Raw genomic sequence first — 15,398 nt, 5'->3', positions numbered from 1 at the left:
GTAAAACCGCGTAACGATCATTAGTGGCGGAAGTGGCGGGCGCCCGTGAAGACCATTGCGATGCCATGCTCGTTGCAGGCCTGGATGCTCTCGTCGTCGCGCTTGGAGCCGCCGGGCTGGATGATGCAGGTCACGCCGTGCTCAGCAAGCACGTCGACGTTGTCGCGGAACGGGAAGAACGCGTCGCTTGCGCAGGCAAAGCCGCCCTTCTCCACGCCCTCGCGCTCGCAGAAGTCCTCGGCGCGCTCGCAGGCAAGCAGTGCGGAGTCAACGCGGTTGGGCTGGCCCGGGCCCATGCCAATGCCGGCCTTACCCTTGGAGACCAGGATGGCGTTGGACTTGACGCCCTTGCAGACCTTCCAGGCAAACTCAAGCTCGGCCATCTCGGCATCGGTGGGCTTGCGGTCGGTGGGGAACGTAAAGGTCGCGGGATCCTCGATCACGTGGTCGACCTCCTGCACCAGCATGCCGCCGTCGATGGAGCGCAGCTCCACCTTGGCGCCGTGGTCCACGCCGCCGGTAGCCAGCACGCGCAGGTTGGGGCGCTTGGCCATGCGCTCGAGCGCCTCGGCGGTGTAGCTCGGGGCGATGATGACCTCGACGAACTGCTTGTTCTGATCGGCAAAGTGCTCAACCAGCTCAAAGGGAACCTCGCGGTTGCAGGCGATGATGCCGCCGAAAGCGCTCTTGGGATCGCAGGCAAAGGCGCGGTCGTAGGCAGCCGTGATGTCCTCGGCAACGGCGGAGCCGCAGGGGTTCTGATGCTTGAGGATCACGCAGGCAGGCTCGTCGAACTCGCGAACCAGGTTCCAAGCGGCATCGGCGTCCAAATAGTTGTTGTAGCTGAGCGGCTTGCCCTGAATCTGCTCGGAGCCCACGAGCGGGAACTGCGAGCTCGCGGAGTTCTCGCAGCCATCGGCAAAGCGGTAGACCGTAGCCTTCTGCTGAGGATTCTCGCCATAGCGCAGGTCGTCGACCTTCTCCAGCGAGACCTCGAGTTTGGCAGAGGTGTCCGCCACGTCGCTTGCCTGGGCAGCAAGCCAACGGGAGATAGCCGTGTCGTAGGCGGCGGTGGTCTGGTAGACCTTCACCTGCAGGCGACGACGGGTGGAAAGCGTGGTGCAGCCACCGGTCTCGCGCATCTCGGCCAGGACGGCATCATAGTCGGCCGGGTCGGAGATGACGGTAACGCTCGCGGCGTTCTTGGCGGCAGAGCGAAGCATGGAGGGGCCACCGATATCGATGTGCTCGATGGCATCCGCGAAGGTGACCTCGGGGTTGGCGACGGTCTTCTCGAACTCGTACAGGTTGACGACGACCAGGTCGATCAGCTTAATGCCGTGCTGAGCTGCCTCCTGCATGTGCTGCTCGGAATCGCGGCGAGCCAGCAGTGCACCATGAACCTTGGGGTGCAGCGTCTTGACGCGGCCGTCCATCATCTCGGGATAGCCCGTGAACTCCTCGATGGGGGTTACGGGAACGCCCGCGTCCTCGATGGCACGAGCCGTGCCGCCCGTAGAGATGATCTCGACGCCAAAGTCGTCAACCAGCGTCCGTGCGAAATCGACGACGCCCGTCTTATCGGTAACCGAGATCAACGCGCGTGCGATCTTCACATCAGATCCCATGCAGTCCTCCTGTCTGGTACGCCGCCGTGCTCTGTGAGTCGGTGATACGTCGATCTGCAGCGCTCGCGCAGCGGCATTGAAAATACTGATTCAATGTAGCGCATCGAGCGCATCGATGCACCCCGTAACGGGCGCATGTGCAGAAAAAGCTTGCGAGCGGGGGTTGCAGGAGCGCCACTGGGCACGGTGAGTTGATGGAACACAGGGGCACCATAATTAGATGCCAATGGCGTGGTAGAACTGTGCTCGATATGCATCCGCAATAGAAAGAGGCACTATGGTCTCGCGGGTTCTCTACCGACCGTTTGATACCGAAGACTTCGACGCCATCGCGCTGATCTTGCAGCAGCTTTGGCATAACAATTCGGATAACGAAGAGTACAACCGCCTTGAGGCCGCGTGCGATCTTGCCTATTGCCTTTCTTCCTCGACGTTTTCGCAGGTCGCCGTAATCGACGGCCAGGCGCGCGGCATTGCACTCGCACGTGCGGGGCAAAGCAGCGGCGCCACCGTTAAGGAGCATTGGATGGATACCGAACGCGCATTGCTGTCGCAGATGCGTGAGCTGGAGCCCGATGCCTGTGCCGAGTATCTCTCGTTTGTGCGCGCCACCATTCGGACCAACAACCGTCTGCTCGAGAGCAGCCCGCTGCCGCATGACAACGAGGTCACGTTGCTTGCCGTGGATCGCGATGTCCACGGCCTGGGCGTTGGCTCGGTTCTGCTCGATGCCGCGGTCTCGCACCTGTCCTCGCGCGGAGCGTCGAGAGCGCACCTGTATACCGACTCCAACTGCTCGTGGAAGTTCTACGAGCTGCACGGCTTTAAGCGCACGGCCACGCACCACGCCAGCCGCGAAGAGCGCCGCCACGACATGCCGCGCGAAAGCTTCCTCTACGAACTCGACCTAACAGCCTAAAACCGGCAGTTAGGGACGTCCCCTTTGTGCCGGCACCCCGGGACACTCCTTGGCAGCAACCACACCTAGTCGTTGGGGACGTTCTTAAATGACTAGTCGCCGGGGACAGTCTTGAACAAAAGAGTCGCCGAAACCCTCGCTGGCATCACCCTATAGAGGAGTCTGCAAATAGCGGTGGGCAAAAGTAAAAGATCGGCGCATTTTGGTGCATAAAAAGGGGATGGGCTTTCCCCGACGGCTGCCGAGAAAAGCCCATCCCATAATTTAGGACCGCTAGAACGTTCCGCCGCCGCCTCCGCCGACGCCGCCGCCCCCGCCGCCCGAGAAGCCACCACCGCCGCCGCTCGAGCTATCGGAACTCGAAGCCAGCTCACGGATGCTCTCGTGATACACGCCATCGAACGAATCGAGCGGAGACTGGTTTCCGTAGTGATGGTAGTACCACCAGTAGCAGGGGTAATTGTCGTAGAAGCCGTCGGCCTCGCGCACCTCGGGCGGCACGGCCTCGGCAAGCTGACGCAGAACTTCCTTGGAAACGCCCAGCGCCGCACCCATCACCAGAAGTTTATTCCACAGCACCAGATCGCCGGGGACGGCTTCCTTTAGACGCGTGAAGTCCTCGAGCCAATGCTTGAGCGCCTTGCAGCGAGCCGCCACCTCGGCGCCCTCCGGCGTAAGGCGGCGGAACGTAAGGCCCACGCCAATACCCACCAGCACAATCGGCACCGAGATAACCGCGGCGACAATGTTCACCTGTGCGCCGTCGGTAAAGAAGATGGATCCCACGGGAACAAAGGCGATCAGAGTACCAAGAACCAGGCAAAACACCATTGCGACAATGCCGTCCGAGGCAACGTACTCGCTATCGGCCAGTTTGCCCTTAACGGTGCTCTGATAGTCCTTGAGCTTGTCGCCCACGGGCGTAGCGTGCTGCTTAACATAGTGTTGCAGCTCGTCAAACGTGCGCGAGCGATCGCCGTTCTCGTCGGGCTTAGCACCGGCAAAGAAGACCTTGAGCACCATGCGGTCAATGCCCTTGGCCGACTTCCAGCCCGCATCACTCACCGTCACACGATACGTCTGCTCCTCTTTTTCGCGACGGAGCAGGCCCTTCTTGCCCTTGGTCGCGATTGCCTCCTCTAACTTGATCACGCGATCGTCGGTGAGCTTCATGAGTGTGGCGATATATGCCTGATCGGGCACCTCGTTCCAGCTCATGAGGGCCGAAAGCACGGCGGGATGGTCGGCCGAGGGCACGTCGCGGAAGTATTCGTCCTGGAACAGCGGTTTGGGCTTGCGCTTGCGCAACTTGAGCACGACGATTGTGCCGGTAAAGGCAACCGCCGCGACAACGCTAACCACGGCAAGTGCATTGGCGATCATGCGGGCGTGAGCGCGGCGGGCGTTGGCCTCCTCGGCCCACGCCTTCTCCTCGCTCAGAATTGTCGACATGCGTTCCTTGCCCGAGGCGGCGAGCTGCGGCACCCAATCGCTGGGGAAGGCGATGCGCGCCTCGGCGAATTCGCCCTGATGCACGCAGGGTATGGTATAGGTGACCATGGGCTCGTCCGCGTCGAGCGACACGTCGCCCGTGAGCGGACCGTGGCCCCATGCACGGAAGTTATCGCCCTTGACGGCCGCCGTTCCGGCAGCGGCATTTGCGAAGTAAACTTCCATCTCGACGTCATCGGAGTCCGCAGACCAGCCGTCATCCACAAACTTCCAGTAGAGCTCGGCGGTATCGGACCAGTTCATAACCGCACCGGTCATGGTGTAGCTCACGTAATAGATCGCGCTGTCGCCGCTCTCGTGGGGGCTGAACACCTTGATCTTTACGCCGCCGTCGGACTGCTCAACCGTATAGACGCCGTTGTCGCCTTTGTTTGCATAGTCAACCCTGCTAAACGCGGCATCATCTTCCTCGACGCTCAGCACATCGACACCCGCCGTACCACCCTGTTGGTTGGTGCCCGTATTGATATCCCAATACACGCCGTTGATGTCGTCGTCGAAATCAAACTGGCGCCCCTCGACAACGGTCAGCGATCCATCGGCCTCAACCGTGGCACCGATATAGGTTTGGGTCATGGAATACCCGTCGGCACGTGCAACGGCGGGCAACAGCAGCAGCACGCACGCGACGAGTGCGCAAATGGAAGCAAATCGCGCAAGCAGGCAGCGCTGCCGACAAGCATTGGCAACGGGGGCGTTCATAGGCACATCCTTTGTCTGTAAAACCAACAGCGCCATTGTCCCACGTTTGCGGGTACACATGACGAACATCTAGGCGACCGGAGCGCCAAACGGGATGAAAGACATGCCTGCCGCCAGCAGCTAGTCATTGGGGACGTTCTTAAATGACTAGTCATGAGGGACGCCCTTGGCATGGCCCGCGCCAGCAATAGATACCACTTCACAGCTCCGTCACAGGTGTAGCAGCTTTGTGTGGGCGCGGCACGCGCTGATTGAGCCGCCAGCCGAGGGGCATAAAGCAGTTGAGCGAAACCGGTTTGCCCCTTTGCCGTTCGCTCGAGGATCATGTCCCCCTTTTCCGCGGAAACCCCGGCAGTTGCGAAGAGCTGCCGGGGTTTCTGTTGTCTAAGGTACTGAGTTGATCGACAGGAATCAAAGCACCGAGCCTGCGGCCCACCATACGCAATGCGGGGCCTCGACAACTTGCGGACCACAGTGACGCCTCCCCATCGCGCCCCGCGCTATACTCGTCCGCATGGATATCAACGCACGCAACATAGCAACGCCCGCCGCGAACGCACCAACAACGCCGCCCGCCTCCGTTCCCGTACCTGTCGTAGGCCGCTTTGCCCCGTCGCCCTCGGGCCGCATGCACCTGGGCAACGTGTTCAGCTGCCTGTGCTCGTGGCTTTCGGCCCGCAGCCAGGGCGGCAGCATCGTGTTGCGCATCGAGGACCTGGACGATCGCTGCAAGCGCCCGGAACTTGCCGCCCAATTGATTGATGACCTAGCTTGGCTGGGGCTTGAGTGGGACGAAGGCCCCTACTACCAGCACGATCGCCTGGACTTGTACGAGGACGCCCTGCACCAGCTGCAAGACGCCGGCCTCACCTATCCCTGCTTTTGCACGCGCGCCGAGCTCCACACCGCGAGCGCGCCGCATGCCAGCGACGGCACGCCCATCTACCGCGGCGCCTGCCGAGGCCTTTCTGCCGAGGAGGTTGCCCGCCGCAGTGCCCTGCGCGCTCCCGCCACGCGCCTGCGCGTGCCCGCCGTCGACGACCTCGCCGGCGACGTGATCGAATTCGTTGACCGCACGTACGGAGCCCAATGCGAGGCACTCGCCACCGAGTGCGGCGACTTTTTGGTGCGCCGCAGCGACGGCGTTTTTGCCTACCAGCTAGCCGTGGTGGTCGACGACGCTGCCATGGGCGTCACCGAGGTCGTGCGCGGATGTGACCTGCTTGGTTCCACGCCCCGCCAAATCTACCTGCAGCATCTGCTAGGACTTCCCACGCCGCACTACGCGCACATTCCGCTGCTCATGTCGCCGGACGGCCGCCGCCTTTCCAAGCGCGACCGCGATCTGGACCTGGGCGAGCTACGCGCACACTTTGGCACGCCCGAGGCACTGCTGGGATGGCTCGCCGGGCAAACGGGCATCGCGCCGGACACCACGTCGCGCTCTGCCGAGCAGTTGGTCGAGCACTTTAGCTGGAATGTCATCCGCGCGCACCGCGAGAACATCACCGTAACGGCCGAGTAGCCAAATACCTCGCCCCTACGCAACGTCCCAGGGCTGGAGTTCGTCGCCCAAGCGAACGATGCAGTCGTAGAGCACGGTATGGCGCTCGGCAGGGTTGGCATCCCGATGAAAATGCCCGTAGTACCAGCGCTTGTAGGCCAAGCGGTCTTCCAGCTCATCGAAAAATGCTGTAAGTCGGTCGACGTCGGGGCAATTCCAGCCGGGCGCAGGATAGAGCGTGGGCGAAAGCATGCGCGTAGAGCAGGTATGGGTGACCACGTAGTCAACCTTCCAGCCCACGCTGTCGAGCTTTGTCCGCGCCTCCTCAAAGTTGCGCTCGTCCGGCAGCTCCTGTGGCCACCAGCTGGAATAGGGAATGCGGTATTCCTTATCCACGCTCGTAGCGCCGCCCATGGTAAAGATCGTTGAGCCGTCGAGCTCAAAAACCTCGCCGCGCGTCAGGCGCCGTATGGGAGAGGTATCCGACAGGCGTTGCGTTAGCCCACCGTGCCACAGCTCCATGGGACGCTCCGCCCAGTGATCGAAACGCTCGTGATTGCCGTCGACAAACAGCACGGTATAGGGGCGCGACTCCAGCCAGGCGATGTCGGCGCATTCCTCGGCAGAGAAATCCCACGGAAAGCCAAAGTCGCCGGCGACAAGCAGATAGTCTTCGCTCGTCAGGCTATCCCCAAGATCCCAGTCGCGCAGCTTTTGCATGTCGAGGCCGCCGTGAATATCGCCCGTCACATAGACCGTCATCGGATTACCACTTCCCCGTAAGTAGCTAGTCCACATTCTGCACGATCAGTAAGCCAACCGTTCCAGCCCTTCCATCCCTTAGGGCTTACCCCTCGTTCTTCCATCCAAACGGATCAAGCACCCAAAAAATCAGATCGAGCACGCCGCCGGTCATCATAGCGCCGGCAAGGGCCATGCAAACGTGCAGAGAACCGGCACTTCGGAGCACGTCGAATGGTCCCAGAACAGCCAACAGCGCGACCGCTGCGCCGACCACGCACAGCGCGAGGCACGGCCCCGCGTCCTTGACGCACTTCTTTGCGAGATGCTTGGTGTTATCACTCATCAATATCGGACTCCTTAGAGGGCCGTTGTTTGGGTACATGCCGCCGCGGCAGAGCAGGGCGGCAGGGTAAGTGTCACATGCCGTGCGGACATCAATGGAGAAACCGCCTGCTCGACCAACCCTTAACGCCGTTTTGCACCGGCACCCCATCCTCCGCTATCGAGGTCTAATACTTTTCCGCGAAGTGAACGTCTGTTTTTGGACCCCTGAAGCATCCACATCTTTCGTCGACAAAATCGCAGGATTCCAGCACCGAAACCGCAGGAAACGGCACCTCTAAAGTGTCGATGCTTCGGGGGTCCGTTTTAGCTCGTTCACTTCTCGGAAAAGTATTAGACCTCGTCGGCAGCAGTCCAAAAGGCGAGTCGTTTCTCCCCCGCGCAACCCAATAGACACATTCCGCTCCTCCCCCACACCACCCAAAAACTCATCCAACATTAATCTTGGCTCAAGAATCGCTTAATCTATAACCTGCACTATAGAGTTCGACCAAGGGCGGGGCGGCGCCGCGCAACGCAGGCCGCCGAACGCAACGCTCGCGCCCGGGCAGATCGCCCGGCGTCGCGCCCATCGAACGAAAGGACAGGTCATGGACGACCTCGAAAAAGTTGAAACCATCCGCACCAAGTGCAACGTGAGCTACACCGATGCCAAGGCCGCGCTCGACGCCGCCGACGGCAACGTCCTGGATGCTATCATTTGGCTCGAGTCGCAGGGCAAGACCCAGACCACGTCGGCGCACGCCGCCACCGAGTCCGCGCCGGTCAACGAGCCCTCGGCCGAGATGGTCGCCGCGCAGGCCGCCTACGAAAAGTCGAGCGAAAAAACCGACTTCTCCAAGAAGATGGACAGCGTGTGGGAGTACCTCAAAAAGCTCTTCCGCCTGAGCCTGGACACCAAGTTTATCGCCACGCGCCGCGACGCCATCATCCTCAACATCCCCATCCTGATCCCCATCGTCGCCCTGTTTGCCTGGGGCGCCACGATATGGCTCATGCTGATTGGCCTATTCTTTGGCATGCGCTACCGCATCGATAGCGACGGCGACGTGCCCGGCAGCATCAACAACCTTATGAATCACGCCGCCGACGCCGCGGACGACATCAGGCAAAACCTGAACGACGACAAGTAATCGCAGACGGGGGCACGCATGGCACGGATCCTGATCGTAGAGGACGAGGAGAAAATCGCCCGCTTTGTGACGCTCGAGCTGGAGCACGAGGGCTACCAGGTGGAGCACGCCGCCGACGGCCGCACCGCCGTGGACTTGGCACTGGAGCGCGACTACGATCTGATTCTGCTCGATGTGCTGTTGCCACAGCTCAACGGCATGGAGGTCCTGCGGCGTGTCCGCAAGCACAAGGATGTGCCGGTGATTATGGTTACCGCGCGCGATGCCGTGATGGACAAGGTGGCCGGCCTCGATGCCGGTGCCGACGATTACCTGACCAAGCCGTTTGCGATTGAGGAGCTGTTCGCACGGATTCGCGTGGCGCTGAAGCGCGCGGAGGCCGTGCGGGCGGCTTCGGGCGTTGGCGGCGCCGGCGCTGGGGCGGGCATGGCGGGCGGCGCGGGCGGCGACGCCGCTGCGGTGCCCCCGGTCAGCGAGTCGACCAAGGCTTCCGTCGCGCCCTCCCCCGCCGCGCTCACCGTGGGCTCGGTCGTGCTCGACCCCGACCGCCGCGAAGTCACGGTCGGCGGCTCGCCCATCGCGCTCACGGCCCGCGAGTTCGACGTTCTCGCCCTGCTTATGGCACATGCCGAAACCGTGCTCACACGCGAGCGCATCGCGCACGAGGCGCTGGGCTACGAATACGTGGGCGACACCAACAACGTCGACGTGCACATCGCGCACCTGCGTGCCAAGATCGAGGACGCCGGCGGCGCCCGCATCATCCAGACCGTGCGCGGGGTGGGCTATGTCTGCCGTGCGTAACGCCGAGGCCAAGCGTGTCACCTCCATCGCCCGCGCCATCAACTGGAGCTATATATGGCGCCGCCTGATGAGCTACGTCTGGCTCGATCTGCTGCTGATGGTGATTGCGGCGGCGATCCTCGTCTATGGATACAACCAGACGCTGCCCGACGGTGCGTTTACCGCAGGATGGATCCCCAGCGCCGCCGTTCACGGCATGTCGCTGAAGCCCGCGCGCGACTGGGACCTGACAACGCTCACCTATACCGTCGAACTTGCTACCACCAAGACTTTCCCTCTCGCGCAGGACCTCGTCGCGCTATGGCCTCTCTACCTTGTCGTTGTGGGTTGGCAGGTCATCAGCGTGCTCAACATGCTCGGCGGCGCGAGGCACGTGCGTCGCACCATGGCACCGCTCAACGACTTGGCCCTGCGCGTGGACGAACTCGGCCGCATGCAACTCTCCGGCGGCAAAATGGAAACGCTGGAACAGGCCATCGAGCGTGCAAGCGTCGACTCGCCGAGCGTCACCACCGGCGACGCCGACCTGGCAAGCATCGAGGTCGCGCTCAACCGGCTGCTGCGCCAGATGCAAGAGGCCAAGCTGCAGCAGATGCGCTTTGTCAACGATGCAAGCCACGAGCTGCGCACGCCCATCGCGGTGATTCAGGGCTACGTAAACATGCTCGACCGCTGGGGCAAAGACGACCCGGACGTGCTGGCGGAATCCATCGCGTCCCTCAAGGCCGAAAGCGAGCATATGCAGGAGCTCGTGGAGCAGCTGCTGTTTTTGGCACGCGGCGATGCCGGGCGCACGGTCCTGCGGCGTGCGCATACCAACCTGGCCGCACTGGTCGGCGAGGTGTGCGAGGAATCGCAGATGATCGACGCCGCGCACACGTATCGGCTGGCTTTTGACGCTGCATTTGCCAACGATCCGCGCTGCGACGCACCTGTCGACGTGGCGCTTGTGAAGCAGGCTCTGCGCGTGATCGTGCAGAACGCCGCCAAGTATTCGAACGCGGGAACGACCGTCACGTTTGCCATAACTCCCGATACAGGCACGGGCGCGATCGACATAAGTGTTGAGGACGAGGGTATCGGCATGAACCAGGAGTCCGCAGCTCACGCGTTTGAACGGTTCTACCGCGCCGACAACGCACGCGATGCCGGCGCGCAGGGCTCGGGCCTGGGGCTTGCCATTGCTAAGTGGATTGTCGATAGCCATGGCGGCGCCATTGGCGTGACCTCGGTCGAGGGCGTCGGCAGCCGCTTTACGATTCGCCTGCCACGGTAGGAAGCCCCCTCGTGAATCGAGGTCTAATACTTTTCCAGAGAAGTGAACGAGCGTATTTGGACCCCTGAAGCATCCACATTTTTCGACGGGATAATCGCAGGATTCCAGCATCAAAACCGCAGGAAACGGTACCCTCAAAGTGTCGATGCTTCGGGGGTCCAATTCTGCTCGTTCACTTCTCGGGAAAAGTATTAGACCCCGATTTCATGTCCCCTCAAAAGGTCGACCCCTCGGCATAAAAAAGGGATAGGGCCATGCGGCCCTATCCCTTTTTTTCGTTATAGCAGCTTGCGCTCTACTCGCGACACAGGTGCACGGCGAAGCCGGCGAACTCGCGCTTAAAGTACACAAGCTTGGTGCCGCCGTCGGGCAGCAGCACGCGCGACTCCTCGTTGACCTCGAGCCCGTGCTCGGCAAACCACTTCTCGGCAGCATCGATGTCGTTGACGGCAAAGCCTATGTGGCCCTTGGCGCCACGACCGTTCTGCTTCATGATCTCGACCAGCGAGTCGTTAAAGTACGAAATCGGGGTCTCGCTGACGGGCAGGCCCATCATCGTCGAGAACAGCTCCGCGATCTCCAGGGCGTCTGCCGGGTCGGTGGCGTTAATGCCCACATGGGCAACGCGCATGCCAAAGAGCTCGACCGGGTTGGCGTTCTGCTCGTTCATACAGGCAGCGTCTACTGAGCCATGACGTCGAGAACGGCCTTCTCGGCAGCGACGCGGTTCATGCCGGTCATAAAGGGCACGCCGCTCACGTACGGGCAGGTGAGGCCCTCGGGGGCAACGGTGGTAGCGATCAGCAGGTCGGCGCCCTCGTCGCAAGCGTCCTTGGCCTCGGAAATGGCGCACTGCACGATCTCATACTTGCCGGCGTAACCGTTGGCGTCGAGCATGGTGGCGACCTTCTGGGCAACGAGCGTGGAAGTAGCAGCGCCAGCACCGCAAGCCAAAACGATCTTCTTCATAGGTAATGTCTCCCTTCATGGTTTACTTTAGGTAAGTGTACCGCAGCGAGCGATGGCGCTCGGCCTCGATGCACTTTTGTGCCAGTTTGCTTGCACGCTGCGTATAATACATCTAGTACGTTTTGTCATACCGCTTGTTTTACGAGCGACCGAGGAGCTCAATATGCCCGATTCCCGCACACTCTGGACCGTCGTCGTTGTCATCTGTATCGCCGTGTCGCTGCTCTTTAGCATCAAAAAACGCACCACGTTTAAACGCCTGCAGCGGCTCATGGCCGCCAAACAGTGGGACGAGTTCGATCGTTTGCTCGACGGCAAACTCACCAGCATGCTGTACCCGCGCTACAACCGCGACTACCTGCGCCTGAACTCTTATCTGCTGCGCGAGGACCACGAGCGCGCCGACGAGATGTTTGACCTGCTGCTGGGGCTCAACCTGCCCAAGATGCAGCGCGTCGATCTGGTGATCAAGGCCTTTAACTACTACGTTGGCCAGGAGGACCGCAAAAAGTCCAAGGAGCTGCTGCGCGAGATCAAGGGCTTTGAGGGTGGCCAAGCCGAGGCAGTCGCGCACGAATGCCAGCTGATGTACGACACGATGATCCTCAAGCGCCACAACGACATTCCCGAGCTGGAGCGCATGCTCGAGGATGTCGGCAACGACCCGGTCAAGCGCTGCCGACTGGAGTACCTGCTGGCCCTGCAGTACCAAAACAAGGGCGACGAGGCAAAGTTCCAAGAGTTCCTCGAGAAGTCGGGCCAACACTCGATGGCCGTCAACGCGTAACGGACGGCTTGTGCTAGACTTCTAGTCTTACGGGGGCGTGGCGGAATTGGCATACGCAGGAGACTTAAAATCTCTCGCCGCAAGGATTGTGGGTTCGAGTCCCACCGCCCCTACCACGTATTGTTTACGAGCCCGTGTCCCTTTGAAATGCGGGCTCGTTTCTTTTGGACACCGTCAAGCCTCTAAGTTGCGGTGGAATAGTTCCTGTTTTGGCAGTTTATCAGCCCATTTAGGAACTATTTCACCGCAACTTATGAGGGGATGGTTAAAGGACGCTGAGGCTGGGGGTCCAGGCGATGGTGGGGGTCGCGCCGTCGAGAACCTCGTTGATGGTGACGGCCATTCCGGCGAGCAGGCTGTTCTCGCTTACAGTGAGCGCGTCGTAGCCGCCGGCTCGCATGAGCTCGCGAATCACCACAGCACCAGCCAGGATCACGCCCGCACGCTTGGGTTGCACGCCTGGCAACGCGGCGATGCCCGCGACATCCAGCGAGGACATGCGCTCGATAGCGGCCGAAACCTGGTCCAGCGAAAGCTCGCGCAGGTGCACAAAACTCGAATCATACGGCTCCAGCTCGTGAACGAGCGCAACGAGCGTGGTGACGGTGCCACCCACCGCGACCAGGCGCTCGGCTCGCTCAAAGTCGATAGGCAAGCTCTTAAAGTAGCCCGCAAACTGCTCGTTTGCCCACGCGCCAGCGGCGGCAAGCTCGCTGCCCGTTGGCGGCAGCGCCGAGAAAAACCGCTCCGTCACGCGGCGACAGCCGATGTCCAGCGAACGCGTTCCCTCCAGCGCAAAGACCCCACGCTCCGGCGCATAGACGCCCGTCGCGAGCTCCGTGGATCCGCCACCCGAATCGGCAACAATGATGCGCTCGCCAGCAAAGTCGTGCGCCACGCCAAAAAACGTCAGGCGCGCCTCGACCTCGCCCGGAATCACCTGCGGCTCGAGCCCCAGCTCGCGCAGGCCGTCCAGCAGCAGCGCGGCATTGGACGCATCGCGCGCGGCGCTCGTGCACGTGGTGCAGATGCACGCGGCCCCAAAGGCACGGGCCTCGTCCACAAACATTCGGCACGCAGCGAGCACGCGCCCAACGGCCGCCTCGCAAAAGCGCCCCGTTGCGTCCACGCCCTCGCCCAAGTCGGTAATCTCGGTATGCTTGGACGATTCCACGATCGCCCCGTCCTCGACCTGGGCCAGCACCAGTCGCGACGACACCGTTCCCAGGTCAATCGCCGCCACCTTATATCGTTTGCAATTCGTCATTGCGGCCCCCTCCGGGCGCTACTCGCCATTGGACACGACTGCCTGGCCCTCGACGCCGTTAAATCCAAACAGCATGTCGAGCGTCTGGATGTACCACGGCGCGTCCTTGCCGACCTCTTCGATTTCCTTGGCAACTTCGCTGGCCTTCTTGGCGTTCGACGACTTCTGGCTCGACGAGGTATCGGAATCGTCGTCCAGGCCCTGCACTTCAATCCTCTTCTCGCCGGGCATCACCAGACCCAGGTCCTCGGTCGCCGCGTCCTTAATGCCCTCCTCCGAGAGCAGCTTGTCGACGCTTTTTTGCAGGTCGTCATTATATTGCTCGCGAATCTCGACCTGCTTGGCCAAGATGTCGCTTGAGCGTTTTGCCACATACAGGTCGCGCACGGGGAAGTACAGGCTCACGAGCGCCAGGGCGACGACAATGCCAACAAACAGCCCTCGCTGGGGACCGTGGGTAAAATCATAGATTGCCTTGACCACCGCGTTATCGTTGGCGTAGTGCATAAAGTCCGAGCCCGAAAGACGGCTTGAGGGACGGCGCGGCTTGTCGGACGCCTGGGTCGAAGGCCGCGACGCATGCTTGGAACGCGATGGGCACACCGGACTGTCCGAGGAACTATTTGGCTGAGCATTGGGATGCGAAGTCGCCGGCGAGCTATACCTGGAGCGATCAGCGCCAGGATAACCAGACCCGCCAAGCTGCACCGAATGCGCACGGCGAGGTGACGGTTCGCGCGAACCGGCGGAATAGTGCCTGTTGTCGTAAATCTGATCCATGTGCGCCTTGTGCGGTTGAGGTTTGTTTGCGCTAAGTCCTTTAGTTATAGCACGCGGGCGGACCAGCCGGACGAGCCGTAGGACAAATCCATTACTCGAGCGCGCGTGGTCGCCAACGGGCAAGTCGACGGGGCGCCGCCCTTACGCCCCGCCGACCAACACCGTGTCCTACTCCTCTGCCTTTGCGGCATCCCACAGGTCGTTGAGCCCGTGGGTCGAAAGCTCGGCAAGATCAACATGGGCATCGGCCGCCATCTGCTCCATTGCGGCCCAACGGCGGCGGAACTTGGCCGTGCTGGCACGAAGGGCACTCTCGGCGTCGATGCCCTCCTTGCGCGCAACGTTGACCAGGGCAAAGAGCAGGTCGCCAAACTCCATCTCGCGCTCGGGTGTTCCGGGCTCCTCGGCCTCAAACTCGGCACGTTCCTCGGCGACCTCGTCCCACACATCTTGGACGGTCTCCCACTCAAAGCCCACGGCAGCCGCCTTGCGCGAAACCTTCTGAGCCTGCATCAGCGCCGGCAGATGCGTGGGCACGCCGTCGAGCAGGCCCTCGGGCGCAGCATCGCCCGCCGCCACGGCCTGGTCCTTGGCGGCCTTCTCGGCAAGTTTGACCTCGTCCCAAATCTTGAGCACCTCGTCGGAGCTGCCGGCATCCACATCGCCAAACACGTGCGGATGGCGGCGAATGAGCTTGGCGTCGATATCGCGCGCCACGTCGGCCAGCGTAAACTCGCCGGCGTCCGCCGCGATCTGCGCATGCAGCACGACTTGCATGAGCACATCGCCCAGCTCCTCGCGAAGATGGGCCGCGTCATCCGCCTCGATGCAGTCGAGCGCCTCGTAGGCCTCCTCGATCATGTTCTTGCCAATGCTCTGGTGCGTCTGCTCGCGGTCCCACGGGCAGCCGTCGGGCTGACGCAGGCGCCAGATAGTCTGTACCAGATGTTGTAACTCGGCCGATGCATCGACCAGCGTGGACAGGTCGCGCGAACCTTCGGCATTTTGCTGAGCCATGTGCTCGGCCATGG

Annotated in this window: 15 protein-coding genes and 1 tRNA gene; 7 read left to right on the top strand and 9 right to left on the bottom strand. The window is 61.8% G+C overall.

Annotation, left to right across the window (positions count from 1 at the left end):
* Positions 1 to 20: 20 nt before the first annotated feature.
* The gene (gene purH / locus ACTNBY_RS00295) at positions 21 to 1,628 is read right to left on the bottom strand and encodes a bifunctional phosphoribosylaminoimidazolecarboxamide formyltransferase/IMP cyclohydrolase (RefSeq protein WP_427794233.1); all 1,608 of its coding nucleotides are present in this window, start codon (positions 1,626 to 1,628) and stop codon (positions 21 to 23) included.
* A 277-nt stretch (positions 1,629 to 1,905) separates the two neighbouring features.
* On the opposite strand from purH, the gene ACTNBY_RS00290 reads away from it, so the two are divergent.
* On the top strand, positions 1,906 to 2,547 hold the full coding sequence (locus tag ACTNBY_RS00290; protein ID WP_441016056.1) for a GNAT family N-acetyltransferase: 642 nt from the start codon (positions 1,906 to 1,908) through the stop codon (positions 2,545 to 2,547).
* A 273-nt stretch (positions 2,548 to 2,820) separates the two neighbouring features.
* Here the strand turns inward: ACTNBY_RS00290 and ACTNBY_RS00285 are convergent, their stop codons facing one another.
* Positions 2,821 to 4,761 (bottom strand): DUF2207 family protein, encoded by a 1,941-nt coding sequence (locus tag ACTNBY_RS00285; protein WP_441062966.1) that lies wholly within the window; start codon positions 4,759 to 4,761, stop codon positions 2,821 to 2,823.
* Between the two features lie 514 nt (positions 4,762 to 5,275).
* On the opposite strand from ACTNBY_RS00285, the gene gluQRS reads away from it, so the two are divergent.
* Positions 5,276 to 6,286: a tRNA glutamyl-Q(34) synthetase GluQRS gene (gluQRS, locus tag ACTNBY_RS00280; protein ID WP_441062965.1), complete on the top strand. Its 1,011-nt coding sequence runs from the start codon at positions 5,276 to 5,278 to the stop codon at positions 6,284 to 6,286.
* 15 nt (positions 6,287 to 6,301) lie between these two features.
* Here gluQRS and ACTNBY_RS00275 read toward each other — a convergent pair whose 3' ends face one another.
* Positions 6,302 to 7,027 carry a metallophosphoesterase gene (locus ACTNBY_RS00275; protein WP_441062964.1) on the bottom strand — a complete coding sequence of 242 codons (726 nt, stop codon included), beginning with the start codon at positions 7,025 to 7,027 and terminating at the stop codon, positions 6,302 to 6,304.
* Positions 7,028 to 7,112: 85 nt separating this feature from the next.
* The gene (locus ACTNBY_RS00270) at positions 7,113 to 7,352 is read right to left on the bottom strand and encodes a hypothetical protein (RefSeq protein WP_427718894.1); all 240 of its coding nucleotides are present in this window, start codon (positions 7,350 to 7,352) and stop codon (positions 7,113 to 7,115) included.
* 589 nt (positions 7,353 to 7,941) lie between these two features.
* Here ACTNBY_RS00270 and ACTNBY_RS00265 point away from each other — a divergent pair.
* The 3 genes from ACTNBY_RS00265 to ACTNBY_RS00255 are packed head-to-tail and all read left to right on the top strand — an operon-like array spanning position 7,942 to position 10,564.
* Positions 7,942 to 8,484 carry a DUF4342 domain-containing protein gene (locus ACTNBY_RS00265; RefSeq protein WP_441062963.1) on the top strand — a complete coding sequence of 181 codons (543 nt, stop codon included), beginning with the start codon at positions 7,942 to 7,944 and terminating at the stop codon, positions 8,482 to 8,484.
* An 18-nt stretch (positions 8,485 to 8,502) separates the two neighbouring features.
* The gene (locus tag ACTNBY_RS00260; protein ID WP_441062962.1) at positions 8,503 to 9,288 is read left to right on the top strand and encodes a response regulator transcription factor; all 786 of its coding nucleotides are present in this window, start codon (positions 8,503 to 8,505) and stop codon (positions 9,286 to 9,288) included.
* Entirely contained in the window at positions 9,272 to 10,564 is a 1,293-nt protein-coding gene (locus tag ACTNBY_RS00255; protein ID WP_441062961.1) for a sensor histidine kinase, read from the top strand. The genes ACTNBY_RS00260 and ACTNBY_RS00255 overlap by 17 nt, the downstream gene beginning before the upstream one ends.
* Positions 10,565 to 10,859: 295 nt before the next feature.
* On the opposite strand, the gene ACTNBY_RS00250 is transcribed toward ACTNBY_RS00255, so the two are convergent.
* Complete coding sequence (locus tag ACTNBY_RS00250) at positions 10,860 to 11,234, bottom strand: VOC family protein (RefSeq protein WP_427718886.1); 375 nt, start codon at positions 11,232 to 11,234, stop codon at positions 10,860 to 10,862.
* 11 nt (positions 11,235 to 11,245) lie between these two features.
* Entirely contained in the window at positions 11,246 to 11,533 is a 288-nt protein-coding gene (locus ACTNBY_RS00245; protein WP_055252380.1) for a PTS sugar transporter subunit IIB, read from the bottom strand.
* A gap of 163 nt (positions 11,534 to 11,696) precedes the next feature.
* Here ACTNBY_RS00245 and ACTNBY_RS00240 point away from each other — a divergent pair, with 163 nt between their 5' ends.
* Positions 11,697 to 12,320, top strand: a complete 624-nt coding sequence (locus tag ACTNBY_RS00240; protein ID WP_441062960.1) for a hypothetical protein — start codon at positions 11,697 to 11,699, stop codon at positions 12,318 to 12,320.
* A 31-nt stretch (positions 12,321 to 12,351) separates the two neighbouring features.
* A tRNA-Leu gene (locus tag ACTNBY_RS00235) sits at positions 12,352 to 12,436 on the top strand.
* 149 nt (positions 12,437 to 12,585) lie between these two features.
* On the opposite strand, the gene ACTNBY_RS00230 is transcribed toward ACTNBY_RS00235, so the two are convergent.
* The 3 genes from ACTNBY_RS00230 to mazG all read right to left on the bottom strand — a co-directional run bounded on the left by ACTNBY_RS00230 (position 12,586) and on the right by mazG (position 15,396).
* The gene (locus ACTNBY_RS00230) at positions 12,586 to 13,587 is read right to left on the bottom strand and encodes a Ppx/GppA phosphatase family protein (RefSeq protein ID WP_441062959.1); all 1,002 of its coding nucleotides are present in this window, start codon (positions 13,585 to 13,587) and stop codon (positions 12,586 to 12,588) included.
* A gap of 18 nt (positions 13,588 to 13,605) precedes the next feature.
* The gene (locus ACTNBY_RS00225) at positions 13,606 to 14,367 is read right to left on the bottom strand and encodes a hypothetical protein (RefSeq protein ID WP_441062958.1); all 762 of its coding nucleotides are present in this window, start codon (positions 14,365 to 14,367) and stop codon (positions 13,606 to 13,608) included.
* Between the two features lie 168 nt (positions 14,368 to 14,535).
* Positions 14,536 to 15,396: a nucleoside triphosphate pyrophosphohydrolase gene (mazG, locus tag ACTNBY_RS00220; protein ID WP_441062957.1), complete on the bottom strand. Its 861-nt coding sequence runs from the start codon at positions 15,394 to 15,396 to the stop codon at positions 14,536 to 14,538.
* Positions 15,397 to 15,398 lie beyond the last annotated feature (2 nt).

This window comes from Collinsella sp. HCP28S3_E12 (assembly GCF_052065595.1).
GTDB lineage: Bacteria > Actinomycetota > Coriobacteriia > Coriobacteriales > Coriobacteriaceae > Collinsella.
This window is presented reverse-complemented; position numbering and strand designations above follow the sequence as displayed.